Source organism: Intrasporangium sp. DVR, assembly GCF_040365325.1.
GTDB lineage: Bacteria > Actinomycetota > Actinomycetes > Actinomycetales > Dermatophilaceae > Intrasporangium.
The window spans coordinates 167,781-181,749 of sequence record NZ_BAABZW010000019.1; the positions used below are offsets into that span (position 1 = coordinate 167,781).

Genomic DNA, 13,969 nt, shown 5'->3' on the forward strand with positions numbered 1-13,969 from the left:
GGTGCCGGCGCTGCACGCCCTTCTCGTCGGCATCGACACCTACCCCCCGCCGGTGCCTGCGCTGACCGGATGCGTCAACGACGTCGCAGCCATGGCCGAGACGCTGAGGACGCGGGTGCCGCCTGAGGACCTGCACCTGCTCGTCCTCACGAACGAGCAGGCGACGCGACAGGCCGTGACCGACGCCATCCGGACCCACCTCGCCGGAGGAGGGGACGATGCGAACGCCCTGTTCTACTTCAGCGGTCACGGCTCCCAGCAGCACGCCCCGCCCGAGCTGTGGTCCCGGGAGCCGGACCGACGCAACGAGACGCTCGTCCTCGCCGACAGTCGCGGGCCCGGAGGCTGGGACCTCGCCGACAAGGAGCTGAACGGCCTGCTGGCCACCGTGGCGCCCACCGTCGGCCACCTGCTCGTCGTCCTCGACTGCTGCCACTCGGGTGACGGCACCCGCGACGCCAACGGCTCGGTGCGGCTGCGGCTCGCACCGGAGGACCCGCGACCCCGCCCGTGGAGCACCTTCCTGCCCGAGAGCGCAGCCGCACCTGACCCGAGCCCAGGGGTCGCCGGACCGCCTTCCCCGACCACGAGGTCCGCGTGGTCAACGCATCCGGGTCCGCACCACGTGCTCCTCGCCGCCTGCCGGGCGTCCGAGACCGCCAAGGAGCTGACGTGGGGGGGCCGCGGGCGCGGTGCCCTGTCGGCCGCGCTCGAGCGGGCGCTTCGCGACAACGCCGGCAACCTCACCTATCGCGACATCCACCGGTTCGTCACGGCAGGCGTGCTCGCCCGGGTGGAGGACCAGCATCCCCAGCTCGAGACCGCCGACGCAGCAGAGCTCGACCGAGCCTTCCTCGGCGGGGCCCTGCCACCACGGCCGATGCAGCTGACCCTCAGCCGACGTCCCGACGGGTGGAGCATCGATGCCGGCGCCGTCCACGGCATCCCCGAGCCGATCGGGGCGGACACCACCGAGCTCGCCGTGTACGCGGTCGCGGGCGAGACCGACGGGGCACCGCTCGCCGAGGCCTCCGTCACCACGGTCCTGCCAGACCGCTCGATGGTCGACCTCACCCCGGACCTCGACCCCGGCTTCGTCTACCGGGCCGTCATCACCTCCATCCCTCTCACGCCGCTCGACGTCGCGATCGTCGGCGAGCACGTGAGCACGGTCGCGCTGCACGAAGCAGCGGCGTCGGCCGACTCGACCCTGATCCGGGTGATCGAGGAGGCCGGCGGCGCGGACCTCGTGGTGCGGGCTCTGCCGGACGGCTTCGCCATCACGCGCCCCGGCGTCACGCGGCCGCTCGTGCCCGTGGTCGCCGGCCAGCACCGGGAAGAACGCACGATCGTGGCCCTCGAGCGCGTGGCGAGGTGGCTCCGGCTAGCCTCCCTCGGCAACCCCGCGACCCAGCTCCCCCAGGGGTCCGTCCGCGTCGACGTCGACTCGCCGGCCGGTCGAATGGGTGACGACGGGCGTCTTGAGATCAGCTATGACGGTGACCGAGCCCCCACCTTCACCGTCGCCCTGACGAACACGACGACGCGGCCACTCTGGTGCGCCCTGCTCGATCTCACCGAGGCCTACGGCATCTTCACGGACGCGTTCCCGTCGGGGTCCATCTCGCTCGACCCGGGCGCTGCGGTCTCGGTCGCACTCGCCGGCCATCTCTCCGACGAGCTCTGGCAGTCCGGCACGGTCATGATCACGGACCACCTCAAGGTCGTGACGAGCACCGTGGAGTTCGATCCGCGGTCGCTCGAGCAGCCGGAGCTGGACGTGGACGCCGCCCCGGGGCCTCCGGTGGTGCGGGGGGTCGCCTCCCCGCGGTCGACGCTGGACCGGCTGCTGGTGCGCCTCGCGACGCGCGGCGCGGGGACTGCGGGCCCGGGCGCAGTGGCCGACTGGCGCACCGACGACTTCCACATCGTGACGAGACGACCAGCAGACGGTTGACCGCCGGGATGCGGGTCCGTGGCCACTGGTCGGGCGAATTCGCATCGTCGGTGGTGCCGGTCGTACGGTTGGCACGCCTTCCCGGCGCACCGTCGTCCGCGCTGTCCCAGGAGTACCCATGAACCCGTCCCCGAGCCCCGTCCGCGACCTCGCCCTGGTCGCGACCTTCCCCGGCTTCATCGCCGCGCTCGGCCTCGTCCCGGCCTTCTCGCCCTTCGGCTTCCCGGTGCCGATCACGGTCCAGTCCCTCGGCATCATGCTCGCCGGCGCGGTGCTGGGCGCCCGCCGGGGCGTGGCAGCTGTCCTGCTCTTCCTCTTCCTGGTCGCCCTGGGCCTGCCCCTGCTATCGGGTGGGCGCGGTGGTCTCGGGGTGTTCGCGGGACCCAGCGTCGGCTACCTCATCGGCTTCCCCATCGCCGCGCTGGTCATCGGCGCCCTGATCTTCCGGCGCGGCGCGCCCTACCACACGGGCTACGGGCTCGTCGCCATCGTGCTCGGCGGCATCGTCGTCCTCTATGCGATCGGCGTGCCCGCAACCGCCTGGCGGGCGGACCTCAGCCTCCCGGCCGCCATGTCCGGCAGTGCCCTCTTCCTCGTCGGCGACCTCGCCAAGGCCGTCATCGCCACGGTGGTGGCCGGCTCGGTGCACCGGGCCTACCCCGGCCTCCTGCCGCAGCGCCGACCGGCCCGTGAGCCCGCGTCGGCGACCGCCGCGTCCTGACGTCCCCAGCCGGGGCTCAGTCGTCGACGCCACGGGCCACGAGGGCCTCGGCCAAGCGGTCCGCGTGACGGAGCGTTCGGACGACGAGCGGCACGACGAACGCGAGGGGGCTGGAGCCGACCCCGCGGGCCAGCTGGGCCTGCCGGACGTCGCGTGCGAGCTCGATGATGACGGCGACGGAGCGGATGCCCAGCGCGACGAGCAGCCCCACCCGCTCCGGATCGACACCGACTCGTCGCAGCGGCTGCAGCGCACGCACCACGACGTCGACGATCGCCGTGGTGCGGGTCGTCAGGCTGACGAGGGCGGCCAGCATGATGAGCGCGAGCATCCCTCCCAGCACCACCACCGCTCGCTCCCAGCCGACGACGACCAGCTGGAACGCACCCAGCGCGCCCAGGAACCAGACCAGCGGCCGGACCTGGTCCACCGCGGTGCGCACCGGGATCCGGGCGACGCCGTAGAGCAGCGCCACGACGGCGAGCGCCACGGCCACCTGCCAGGCCCGTCCCAGGCTGAGTGTGCCGGCCGCCGCGACGGCGAGCAGGACGAGCTTGACGCCCGCCGGTAGACGGTGGACCACGGAGTCCCGCGGGACGTAGACGGCGAGGGCGCTCACTCGACCAGCCGTCGGTAGGCGTCGACCGCCTCGGCTGGCGGACCGTCGAAGCGCAGCCGAGCGTCGTGGAAGACGAGCACTCGCTCGAAGTCCTCGAGGAGGTCGAGGTGATGGGTGACGAGGACGACCTGCTGGCGCAGCCCCCGCACCACCTCCCGCACTCTGCGGGTGTTGACCAGGTCGAGGAGGGTGGTCGGCTCGTCCATGACCACGACGTCGGGCTCGGTGACCAGGACCGAGGCGAGCGCGAGCAGCTGCTTCTGGCCCCCTGACAGAAGGTGCGCCGGATGCTCCCGGTGGGCCCCGAGGCCGTACCTCTCGAGCGCGGCGTCGACCTTCGCCTCGGCCTCCGGCTTGGACAGCCCTCGTCGCCGCAGGCCGAAGGCGACGTCCTCGGCGACCGTCGGCATGATGATCTGGGCGTCCGGGTCCGTGAAGCAGAACCCCACTCGCCGGCGGATCGCCCGTGCGTCGCGCGCCGTGTCCAAGCCGTCGATCCGCACGGCTCCGCCCGTCGGGACGACGAGGGCGTTGATCATCCTCGCGAACGTCGACTTGCCGGAGCCGTTGGCGCCGATGACGCCGATGCGGTGCTCGGTGAGCCGGAGCGAGATCTCACGCAGCACGGTCCGCTCCATCCCGGAGACGGTGTACGTGTGCCCCACGCTGTCGAACTCGATCAGCGGCATGCTTCCACCACCACGGCGGTCCCCTGCCCACCGCCGGCAGCGATCGCGGCGAGCCCGTAGCGACCACGACCCTGACGGACGAGCTGGGTGAACAGCCGAACCATGAGGATCGCGCCGCTCGCACCCCAGGGGTGCCCGAGGGCCAGTGCGCCACCGCCCGTGCAGACGCGAGCCGGGTCGATCCCGAGCGCGTCACAGCAGGCGAGAACCTGGCCGGCGAAGGCCTCGTTGATCTCGATGACGTCGAGGTCCCGGACCCCGAGCCCCGCCTGGGCCAGAGCCCGCTCGACAGCCGGCACGAGTCCCAGACCGGGCCTGGCCGGCGCCACCCCCACGGAGGCCGCCCCCAGGACCCGGAGGCCGGGGCGGGGACCCGCTGCTCCGCCGGGCACCGGCACGATGCCCACGGCGGCGGCCCCGTCGTTGATACCGCAGGAGTTGCCGACGGTGACCGTTCCTCCGTCCCTGAAGGCCGCTGGGAACCGGGCCAGGCGCGCCGCGGAGAGGCCGGGGCGGGGCCGCTCGTCCGCGGAGAGGCCCGCCACCGGGACGATCTCGTCGTGGAACTCGCCCCGCGCCCCAGCCCGCACGGCGCGCGCGTGGGACTCAGCGGCATACGCGTCCTGTCGCAGGCGTGTCACGCCGCACTCCTGCGCGAGGAGGTCGGCAGCGAGCCCCATGTCGATGTCGTCCGGGGCCGGCGCGAACGGCGCCCGCTCGTAGCGCTCCGGCGCACGGGCGTCGGTGGGCGGCCAGAAGCGCCACGGGGCGGTCGAGGCGCTCTCGACACCGCCCGCGACCACCGGGCCGGAGCCGGCGCTGACGAGTCGGGCGCCGAGCTCGATCGCGGCGAGGCCACTGGCGCACTGCCGGTCCACCGTGAGCGCCGGCACTGCCGGGGGCAGCCCGGCCAAGAGAGCGACGACCCGCGCGACGTCCCCTCCGGGACCCATGCAGTTGCCGAGGATCACCTCCGCCGGGACCGTGCCCAGCTCAGCGGCCACGTCGGCGACCACGACGGCACCGAGCTCAGCCGCTGACACGGCGGCGAGGCCGCGGCCCGCCGTACCGATCGGCGTCCGGAGGGCAGCGACAATCAGCGCGTCGGCCACGCGGTCACCCCCCGAGCGCGGCACGGTCGACCTTGCCGGCGTCGGTCAGCGGCAGATCCGGCAGGACCCGCCACACCCGCGGCCGGTGGCTCACCGGAAGTCGCTCGCGCGCGAGGCGCTCCAGCGGACCCCGGTCGGCCTCATCGGTGAGAGCGACGGCGACGAGCTGGCCCATCGTCGGATGGACGACCCCATGGACCACGACGGCGCCGCGCGCCGCGGGAGCGAGCACGGCCTCGACGTCGGCGACGAGGACGGTGGCGCCGGCCGTGACGACGGCCTCTGCCCGTCCCCGGACCTCCAGGACACCGTCGTCGAGACGCCCGAGGTCACCGACCGAGGCCCAGCCGTCGGGTGTGCGCAGCAGCGACCCGGGTGGCCCGTCGTACCCCTCGCAGACCCACGGGGAGCGCACCCAGATCGTCCCCGGGACCGGCAGGTCGCGGATCTCGACCTGCACCCCGGGGAACGGGCGGAGCAGGTGGTCACCCGAGGATGCTGCGACGAAGCTCAGCTCCGCAGCCCCGTAGTAGTGGTCGAGTCGCAGGCCCCACCTTCGCGCCTCCTCGGCGACCTGCTCGGGCAGCCGCGCACCGGCCACCACCACTCGGGCTCCCCGAGGCAGCTCGGCCCCGCGACGCTCCAGCTGGGCGGGCGTCAAGCACGCATGCGTCGCCGAAACAGGCTCGCGGACCATCTCCGCACCGGCCCACCGGGCATGCACGGCGGCGAAGAGGTTCATCGTCGCCGTGAGCGGGCCGGGCACCCACACCCGAGCGCCCCGCGTGACCCCCGTCAGACGGGAGTAGGCCGGGAAGGACGCCCACCAGGACTCCGTCGTGCGCAGCACCCGGCGAGGAACCGCACACGTGGTCCCCGAGGTGGCGAGCGCCAACCGGGCCCCGGAGCTTCGGGCGAAGAGCACGGCGGCGACGGGGTCGTCGTGCTCGTCCGGTCGGACCTCGCCCGCCATGCAACCTCCTGGGACGGATGCAACGAAGGGCCGGACACCCGGTCCGGCCCTTCGTCGTCTGGTGGAGCTGAGGGGACTCGAACCCCTGACCCCCTCCATGCCATGGAGGTGCGCTACCAGCTGCGCCACAGCCCCGTCGGACCTCACTTCCGTGAAGTGCCTGCGTCACTCTAGCCAATGATGGCGCTCGACCCCAAATCCGTCGTCCCCCCTCGCGGCACGGTCGTTCAGACCTTCCAGGGGCCGAGGTTCCACCCCGAGATCCGCCACCGCGACTCTGCGCTGAAGCTCTTGCTGCTCTCGACCAGCTCGATCCAGTGGCAGTTGTCGATGCCCCGGAAGATGGTGTCGGAGACGTCATGGTCGATCCCGACCAGCTCGGTGGCTGCGATCCGGCCGGAGACGCCGTGCGCGACGATGACGGCCGTCTCGCCGGCGAGCAGCTCGCGCTCGACCTCGCGCACGGACTCCCCCACGCGCTGGGCCACCTCACCCCGGGTCTCTCCCGTGACGCCTCGGGGCACGTCCTCCCCGCGGTCGAGGGCCGCGATCGTCTCGGGATACCGCTCCCTGACCTCATCGGCGTGGAGGCCCTGCCACTGGCCGACGTGGACCTCACGGAGGCGGGCATCGAGGCGGACCTCCAGGCCGGTGAGCGACGCGATGGCGTCCGCCGTCGCAGCCGCGCGCTGGAGATCACTGGAGACGAGCAGGGCGGGCGTGTAGGCCGCGAGATGGGGTGCCGCTGCGGACACCTGCGCGAGCCCGGTCTCGGACAGCTCGGTGTCCTTGTGGCCCTGCCAGATCCGGGCCGCGTTGTCGACCGTCTCCGCGTGGCGCAGGATGACGATGCGGCGCGCCGTCCCCGGCCCGGTGACGCTCACGGGGCCAGGCCGGGGCCACCGTCGTCGGCGGCCTCGTCCCCAGCACCGTCACCGGCAGCGTCGGCCACACCGTCAGCGACCCGGTCAGCGACACGGTCAGCCACACGGTCAGCGGAACCGTCAGCGGAACCGTCAGCGACAAGGCCGGGTCGGGCCGGCGCCTCGATCGTCGCCAGGTCGATCTCCGGACAGTCCTTCCACAGCCGCTCGAGCGCGTAGTACTCCCGCTCGTCCTCGTGCTGGATGTGGACGATGATGTCGCCGAAGTCGATGAGGACCCAGCGGCCCTCGCGCGCACCCTCCCGTCGGATCGGCTTGGACCCGAGCTCGCGGAGCCGGTCCTCGACCTCGTCGACGATGGCGCCGATCTGCCGCTCGGTGGGAGCCGAGGCGATGACGAACACGTCGGTCAGCGGCATCTGGTCGCTGACGTCGATGGCGGTCACCTTGACGGCGATCTTCTCCTCGGCGGCGTCGGCGGCCGCCTTCGCGAGCTGGAGGGCATGCGGTGTTGCTGTCACTGGTCTCCTTGTGACGGGACGGCCTTCGGTGCGGGCGAGATGACGCGCACCCGGAGCGGGTCGACGGGAGGTGCCCCGCACGGTCTGCCGGTGTAGAGGCAGTACTTGTTGATGTACTGGACGACGCCGTCGGGCACGAGGTACCAGACGGGTTCACCGTCGGCGACGCGCGCCCGGCAGTCGGTGGAGCTGATGGCCATGGCGGGCACCTCCTGGAGGGTGACCCGGTCCTCGGGCAGGCCCTTGTCGGAGAGGTGGTGGCCCGGTCGCGTGACGCCGATGAAGTGGGCGAGCTCCCAGAGGAGGTCGGCGTCCTTCCACCCGAGGATGTCGGCCAGGGCGTCTGCTCCGGTGATGAAGAAGAGCTCGTCGTCGGGCAGCTCGGCCCGCAGGTCGCGGAGCGTGTCGATCGTGTAGGTCGGCCCTGGCCGGTCGATGTCGACCCGGCTCACCGTGAAGCGGGGGTTGGACGCGGTGGCGATGACCGTCATGAGGTATCGGTGCTCGGCCGGGGACACCTCGGCGTGTGACTTCTGCCAGGGCTGGCCCGTCGGGACGAAGATCACCTGGTCGAGGCCGAAGAGGGCCTGCACCTCGCTGGCCGCCACGAGGTGGCCATGGTGGATGGGGTCGAAGGTCCCACCCATGACCCCGATGCGGCGGCGAGTGCTCAGTGCTGCGTCCCCTCCACGTGGTGCGGGTGGCTCGGGTGACCCTCGATCTGGATCCGGCCGTGCTGGTCGACGTGGGTCGACAGGGGCACCTTGTGGGCCGTGTTGCGGAAGGACCACGTGACGCCGAGCGCCACGAGGAAGAGGCCGAAGGCGATGAGGAAGTACACGATGGGCGACATCGGAAGCTCGCGCGTGGCTTCCTCGCCCTGCGCGACCAGGGTCAGGAGACGATCAGACATGCGCCCCAGCCTAGCGCCCACGCTCGGCGGCGCCGGCGCGACCGTCCGATCGGTGGCCGTAGGCTGGAGCCCATGGTCCCCGAACTGTCCGTCGTCATCCCGATGTACAACGAGGAGGACGTGCTGCCGCTGCTCGTCCAGCGCCTGCGCCCGCTCCTCGATGGCATGGATGTGACGTACGAGGTCGTCGCCGTCGACGACGGCAGCACGGACCTCACCCCGGCCCTCCTGCACCGGTTCCACCGCGAGTGGCCGGCCCTGCGCGTCCTCCGGCTCCGGGCCAACGCCGGGCACCAGGCTGCCATCTCGGCCGGTCTGGCGACCGCGCGGGGCGACTACGTCGTCACGCTCGACGCCGACCTGCAGGACCCGCCCGAGGTCATCCCGGAGATGCTCGACGCGGCGAAGAAGGACAACGTCGACGTGGTCTACGGCGTGCGCAACGACCGCTCCTCCGACACGTGGTTCAAACGGGTGTCGGCACAGACGTTCTACAAGTTCATCCGCGTGATGTCCGGGACCTCGGCCCACGCCGACGCGGGTGACTTCCGGCTCATGTCCCGGGCGACGGTCGACGCGGTCAACAGCCTTCCCGAGCACAACCGCGTCCTTCGCTTCGTCGTCCCGGCCCTCGGCTTCCCCTCCGACACGGTCGAGTACAAACGCGAGGAACGCGCGGCAGGGTCGACGAAGTACCCCTTGATGAAGATGCTCCGGCTCTCGGTGGACTCCCTCACCGGGATCTCGACGGCACCACTGCGTCTGGCGACGATCGCCGGCTTCGTCGGTGCGGTCTTCGCCCTCCTGCTCATCGCCTACGGTCTCGTCGCGCGCGCCCAGGGCCAGACCGTCGCCGGCTGGACGTCGACGGTCGCCATCGTCGCCGGCGTCGGCGCGGTGCAGCTCGTGTGCGTGGGCATCCTGGGTGAGTACATCGGTCGGATGTACGCCCAGATGCAGGGGCGCCCGACCTACTTCATCGCCTACGACTCCCTGACGGAGAGCGCGCCGAGGCACGGCCCCACGGACACGCCGCTGCCGGCGACGCCTCGCGAGGAGCACATCCCCACGCACGCCGTCCGGGCCGACGTCGACGGCAGCTCCCCCGTGAAGCCGGCGCGCCTCGGCTGAGGGTCGCGCCCGACGCGGGTCGCAGGGTCAGGGCCGAGGTCGGGCCGTGACGAGGAGGCTGACCCCGGGCAGTCCGGCGACGGGCAGGTAGCGCTCGGCCGTGATGATCGCCCTGAGGCCGGCGTTGACGACCGGATGGAGGTCCTCGAGGTCCGACCCGGTCGACGAGCGCCGCCGGAGGGCGACGACGGGGCGCAGCAGGACGTTCCAGGACCGGACGCTGTCGATGACGAAGCCGCCCCGCTCGAGGAGGCCAACCAGCTCGGGGCGGGTGTAGCGCCGCACGTGCTGCACGGCCTCGTCGTGCGCGGACCACAGCCTCGGGTCGGCCGGCACCGCGACGAGGTAGGTGCCGCCCGGCCTGAGGACGCGGTGGACCTCCCGCACGGCGGCGTCGTCGTCGACGAGGTGCTCGAGGATGTCGAACGCGACGACGAGGTCCTGCGAGTTGTCGGCGAGGGGCAGGGAGGTCGCATCGGACCGCAGCACCGGCAGGCCCCGCTCGTGGGCGACCGAGGCCCCCTCGGCGCTGTACTCCAGGGCCGTGGCGTGCCAGCCCGCCTCGCGCAGCACCATGGTGTTGCCGCCCCCGGCCGCACCGATGTCGATGGCTCGGCCGGGCGTCAGCTCACGGATCGCCGCCGCGAGCAGGTGCCTGCGCTCGCGGTACCACCAGTGCTGCCCCTCGAGCTGGGCGAGCTTACGGACCTCAGTGCCCTCCATGGCGGGCCATCATGCCAGTGCCCACCCTCTGGCGCGTCACCGGAGCCCGGACAGCGCGGCGAGTCGTCAGCGGACCTGTCCGTCGCCCTCCACGATCCACTTCGTCGTCGTCAGCTCGGGCAGGGCCATCGGTCCCCGTGCGTGGAGCTTCTGCGTCGAGATGCCGATCTCGGCGCCGAAGCCGAACTCGCCACCGTCGGTGAAGCGGGTGCTCGCGTTGACCATGACGGCTGCGGCGTCGACCTCGGCGGTGAACCGGCGCGCCGCTGCCCTGTCCTCCGTGACGATAGCCTCGGTGTGACCGGAGCCGTGCTGACGGATGTGCTCCATCGCCGCGTCGAGGTCGTCGACGACGGCGACGTTCATCTCGAGGGCGAGCCATTCGGTGTCGAAGTCGTCCTCGGACGCGATGGCGTATGCCGCTGAGCTGGCTTCCGCGTAGGGCCTGACGTCGGGCGTGACGTGCAGCTTGACCTGCGCGTTGGCGAGGTCGGTGAGCACCTTGGGGAGGAAGTCGGCGGCCACGTCTCGGTGGACGAGCAGCGACTCGGCGGCGTTGCACACGCTCGGACGGTGGGTCTTCGCGTTGATCGTGATCGCGGCGGCCTTGCCGAGGTCTGCGGCGCGGTCGACGTAGACGTGGCAGACGCCGACCCCCGTCTCGATGACCGGAACGCTGGACTCCCGGACGACGGTCTGGATGAGGTCCGCTCCCCCGCGTGGGATCACGAGGTCGACGCGGCCCCGGGCCGTCATGAGCGCGCGGGCGGCGTCGCGGCCCCCCTCGGCCAGCAGGGTGATGGCGTCCTCGGGCAGACCCTGCGCGGCGAGCGCGAGGCGGAGCGCGATGACGGTGGTCCAGTTCGTCGCCCCGGCGGCGGAGCCCCCGCGGAGGATGACGGCGTTGCCGGACTTGAGACCGAGACCGGCGGCATCGACGGTGACGTTGGGACGCGCCTCGTAGATCATGCCGACGACCCCCATGGGGACGCGCACCTGACGGATCTGCAGACCGTTGGGCAGCGTTGAGCCGCGGACGATCTCACCGACCGGGTCGGGCAGCGCCGCGATGTCACGAAGACCTTGGGCGGACGCGGCGACCCGCTGCTCGTCGAGGCGCAGTCGGTCCTGGAGCGCCTCGGTCATGCCACTGGCGCGGCCGCGCTCGAGGTCCTGGGCGTTGGCCTGGAGGATCTGGGGCGTCGCGGCGACAAGGGCATCCGCGAGGGCGTGGAGGGCAGCGTCCTTCTCGGCTCGGCTCAGCTGGGCGAGCCGACGGGAGGCGACGCGGGCACGGTCGGCGAGCTCGTTGACGTGCTCGACGACCGCGGGGTCGATGGTCTCGGACATGGTTCAAGCGTAGGCGCCCCGGGCAACCGCGTTTGTCGCACCTCCGACGGGTGGACCCCATCCGACCCTCCCCCCCGGGATGCGGGCCGGCGAGGCGGTCGGTATGGTGGCGACGTCCTTCACGGGAGTCCGGCGCACCGGGCTGAGAGGGGGCTGACGCGGCCCCGACCGTCCCAACCTGATCCGGATCATGCCGGCGCAGGGACCAAGGAGTTGCGATGACGCCGAACCACCGCCCGTTCCCACGTCTCCACGTCCTCACGGACACCCGCGGTGGACGCGACCCGCTGCCGGAGGTTCGCTGCGCGCTCGCGACCGGGCCCGTGGCCATCCAGGTCCGGGCCAAGGACCGGACGGACCGTGACGTGTTCGCCCTGACCACCGCCGTCCTCGAGCTGGCCCGCGGCAGTGGTGCGCTCGTGGTCGTCGACGACCGGGCCGACATCGCGCTCGCCGCGGGCGCGCACGGTGTCCACCTCGGCGGGGCCGACCTGCCCGTCGCCGACGTGCGCCGCTTCGTCCCGGCCGGCTTCGTCGTCGGAGCCACGGTCCGCGATCCCGACATGGCTCGCGACGCGGAACGCTCGGGGGCCAGCTACCTGGGGGCCGGCCCGGCTCATCCCACCACGACCAAGCAGGGTCTCCCCGGGCCGCTCGGGCCCCCCGGCATCCGCGCCGTCACGGCAGCCACCTCGCTTCCCGTGATCGCGATCGGCGGCGTCACCCCCGAGCTCGTCCCCGACCTGCGCGCCGCGGGCGCCCACGGTGTCGCCGTCGTGGCGGCGCTCTCCGAGGCGGCTGATCCCGCCGCCGCAGCGGCAGCCCTGGCCGCTGCCCTCACCGACGGAGCCGGCCAGCAGCTCGGCGTCCCTCGACGGGCCGGCCGTCCTGGGGGCGAAGCGATCGCCGGCGCGCTCGACGTGCCGCTGGATGAGGTGCGGCGGTGACGGCCGCGCGCCCCACGGACCGGCGCCCGGCCCTCGTGGAGTCAGGGGTCTCCACGAGGGTCCGGGTCGCCATCATCGGCGGCGGCATCATCGGCCTCGCCTGCGCCTGGCAGCTCCTGCGGTCCGGCTGCAACGTCACGGTCCTCGACCCGGACGTGGCCGGCGGGGCGACGCACGCCGCTGCCGGGATGATCACGCCGTCGAGCGAGGCGACGTTCGGCCAGGAACCGCTTCTCGCGGCGAGCACCGCGTCCGCGAGCCGGTGGCCCTCGTTCGCCGCCGCGCTGGCCGCCGACTCCGGGCTTCCGGTCGACCTGCGCCGCGCGGGCACCCTCTTCCTCGCTGCCGACCACGACGACGAGCAGGTCCTCGCCCGCCAGGCGCGTCTCCTCGAGCGTCACCATCGCGCCGTCGAGCGGCTCCCGGGCCGGGCGACGCGTCGCCTCGAGCCCGCCCTGTCCCCGCGGCTGGCCGGCAGCCTCCTGATCGCGGACGAGTCGTCCGTCGACCCTCGCCAGGTGGCGCGGGCCCTTCGGGTGGCCATCGCGCGCCGCGGGGGCGAGGTCCTCTCGGCGCCCGCACGTCCTCTGGTCCGCGACGGCCGGAGCATCGGCGTGGAGCGGTTGGAGGAGCGAGGTGCCGCCGGACACGCCGGCAGCGCCGGGCACATCGGGCAGGTGGGGACCACCGGCGCCGACGTCACGGTCATGGCGGCCGGTTGGGCGACGACAGCGCTCGCGGCCGGGCTCGGGATCACCGTGCCGATCCGGCCCCTCAAGGGCCAGGTGCTGAGGCTGCGGCCCTCCGCTCCGGACGTGCTCCGCCACATCGTCCGGGCCTGTGTCCATGGCAGGTTCGTCTATCTCGTGCCTCGTCCCGGCGGCGAGATCGTGGTCGGCGCGACGAGCGAGGACGTCGGGCCGGACTCGACCGTCACCGCCGGCGCCGTCCACGACCTGCTCCACGACGCCATCGAGCTCGTCCCCGAGCTGTCCGAGGCGGCGCTCGTCGAGTCGATCACCGGGCTGCGGCCCGCCACGCCCGACAACTTGCCGATCGTCGGTGCGACCGGCATCGACGGACTCGTCGTGGCGGCCGGCCACGGCCGGGACGGCATCCTCCTCGCGCCCCTGACGGCGGCGGCAGTGGTCTCGCACGTCCTCGGCAGTGCACCCCCCGAGCAGGCGGATGCCTTCACCCCCGAGCGGTTCGCAGTCAAGGAGCGCGCATGACCGTCATCGTCAACGGCGAGGAACGGCTGGTGGCCCCCGGCACGACGGTCACCGCGCTGCTCGACCAGCTGAAGCTGCCGAGCCGGGGCATCGCCGTGGCCCTGGACCGCGTCATCGTGCCCCGGTCGCTGTGGCCCACCGAGGTCCTCAGCCCGGGCGCCGAGGTCGAGGTCGTCACGGCGATGCAGGGCGGCTGA

At 72.9% G+C, this 13,969-nt stretch carries 16 protein-coding genes, 1 tRNA gene and 1 riboswitch; of the genes, 6 read left to right on the forward strand and 11 right to left on the reverse strand.

The genetic code is table 11. From position 1 onward, the window contains the following. Position 1 precedes the first annotated feature (1 nt). Positions 2-1,957, forward strand: a complete 1,956-nt coding sequence (locus ABWV20_RS14725; RefSeq protein WP_353356343.1) for a caspase family protein — start codon at positions 2-4, stop codon at positions 1,955-1,957. A gap of 118 nt (positions 1,958-2,075) precedes the next feature. Continuing rightward, positions 2,076-2,678 carry a biotin transporter BioY gene (locus ABWV20_RS14730; RefSeq protein WP_353356346.1) on the forward strand — a complete coding sequence of 201 codons (603 nt, stop codon included), beginning with the start codon at positions 2,076-2,078 and terminating at the stop codon, positions 2,676-2,678. 16 nt (positions 2,679-2,694) lie between these two features. Here the strand turns inward: ABWV20_RS14730 and ABWV20_RS14735 are convergent, their stop codons facing one another. The 9 genes from ABWV20_RS14735 to ABWV20_RS14775 all read right to left on the reverse strand — a co-directional run bounded on the left by ABWV20_RS14735 (position 2,695) and on the right by ABWV20_RS14775 (position 8,389). Continuing rightward, positions 2,695-3,297, reverse strand: a complete 603-nt coding sequence (locus ABWV20_RS14735) for an energy-coupling factor transporter transmembrane component T family protein (protein ID WP_353356348.1) — start codon at positions 3,295-3,297, stop codon at positions 2,695-2,697. Continuing rightward, complete coding sequence (locus tag ABWV20_RS14740) at positions 3,294-3,986, reverse strand: energy-coupling factor ABC transporter ATP-binding protein (RefSeq protein WP_353356350.1); 693 nt, start codon at positions 3,984-3,986, stop codon at positions 3,294-3,296. Before ABWV20_RS14740 ends, ABWV20_RS14735 begins: the two co-directional genes overlap by 4 nt. Continuing rightward, complete coding sequence (locus tag ABWV20_RS14745; RefSeq protein ID WP_353356352.1) at positions 3,977-5,098, reverse strand: thiolase family protein; 1,122 nt, start codon at positions 5,096-5,098, stop codon at positions 3,977-3,979. Before ABWV20_RS14745 ends, ABWV20_RS14740 begins: the two co-directional genes overlap by 10 nt. 4 nt (positions 5,099-5,102) lie before the next feature. Continuing rightward, complete coding sequence (locus ABWV20_RS14750) at positions 5,103-6,071, reverse strand: AMP-binding protein (protein ID WP_353356354.1); 969 nt, start codon at positions 6,069-6,071, stop codon at positions 5,103-5,105. Positions 6,072-6,130: 59 nt separating this feature from the next. Next, positions 6,131-6,206: transfer RNA gene (locus tag ABWV20_RS14755), tRNA-Ala, on the reverse strand. Between the two features lie 92 nt (positions 6,207-6,298). Further along, positions 6,299-6,955, reverse strand: a complete 657-nt coding sequence (locus tag ABWV20_RS14760; protein WP_353356356.1) for a histidine phosphatase family protein — start codon at positions 6,953-6,955, stop codon at positions 6,299-6,301. Then, positions 6,952-7,476: a ribosome silencing factor gene (gene rsfS, locus ABWV20_RS14765; protein ID WP_502901794.1), complete on the reverse strand. Its 525-nt coding sequence runs from the start codon at positions 7,474-7,476 to the stop codon at positions 6,952-6,954. The genes ABWV20_RS14760 and rsfS overlap by 4 nt, the downstream gene beginning before the upstream one ends. After that, on the reverse strand, positions 7,473-8,150 hold the full coding sequence (gene nadD, locus ABWV20_RS14770; protein WP_353356740.1) for a nicotinate-nucleotide adenylyltransferase: 678 nt from the start codon (positions 8,148-8,150) through the stop codon (positions 7,473-7,475). The genes rsfS and nadD overlap by 4 nt, the downstream gene beginning before the upstream one ends. Continuing rightward, positions 8,147-8,389: a hypothetical protein gene (locus tag ABWV20_RS14775; RefSeq protein WP_353356358.1), complete on the reverse strand. Its 243-nt coding sequence runs from the start codon at positions 8,387-8,389 to the stop codon at positions 8,147-8,149. Before ABWV20_RS14775 ends, nadD begins: the two co-directional genes overlap by 4 nt. Positions 8,390-8,461: 72 nt before the next feature. Here ABWV20_RS14775 and ABWV20_RS14780 point away from each other — a divergent pair, with 72 nt between their 5' ends. Next, the gene (locus tag ABWV20_RS14780) at positions 8,462-9,520 is read left to right on the forward strand and encodes a glycosyltransferase family 2 protein (protein WP_353356360.1); all 1,059 of its coding nucleotides are present in this window, start codon (positions 8,462-8,464) and stop codon (positions 9,518-9,520) included. 27 nt (positions 9,521-9,547) lie between these two features. Here ABWV20_RS14780 and ABWV20_RS14785 read toward each other — a convergent pair whose 3' ends face one another. After that, entirely contained in the window at positions 9,548-10,243 is a 696-nt protein-coding gene (locus ABWV20_RS14785; RefSeq protein ID WP_353356362.1) for a class I SAM-dependent methyltransferase, read from the reverse strand. 66 nt (positions 10,244-10,309) lie between these two features. Then, positions 10,310-11,593, reverse strand: a complete 1,284-nt coding sequence (locus ABWV20_RS14790; RefSeq protein ID WP_353356364.1) for a glutamate-5-semialdehyde dehydrogenase — start codon at positions 11,591-11,593, stop codon at positions 10,310-10,312. A 111-nt stretch (positions 11,594-11,704) separates the two neighbouring features. Next, a riboswitch (TPP riboswitch) is annotated at positions 11,705-11,816 on the forward strand. On the opposite strand from ABWV20_RS14790, the gene thiE reads away from it, so the two are divergent. The 3 genes from thiE to thiS all read left to right on the forward strand — a co-directional run bounded on the left by thiE (position 11,812) and on the right by thiS (position 13,969). Further along, positions 11,812-12,540 (forward strand): thiamine phosphate synthase, encoded by a 729-nt coding sequence (gene thiE / locus ABWV20_RS14795; protein WP_353356366.1) that lies wholly within the window; start codon positions 11,812-11,814, stop codon positions 12,538-12,540. It overlaps the preceding riboswitch by 5 nt. Next, complete coding sequence (thiO, locus tag ABWV20_RS14800) at positions 12,537-13,772, forward strand: glycine oxidase ThiO (RefSeq protein ID WP_353356368.1); 1,236 nt, start codon at positions 12,537-12,539, stop codon at positions 13,770-13,772. The genes thiE and thiO overlap by 4 nt, the downstream gene beginning before the upstream one ends. After that, positions 13,769-13,969: a sulfur carrier protein ThiS gene (thiS, locus tag ABWV20_RS14805; protein ID WP_353356370.1), complete on the forward strand. Its 201-nt coding sequence runs from the start codon at positions 13,769-13,771 to the stop codon at positions 13,967-13,969. Before thiO ends, thiS begins: the two co-directional genes overlap by 4 nt.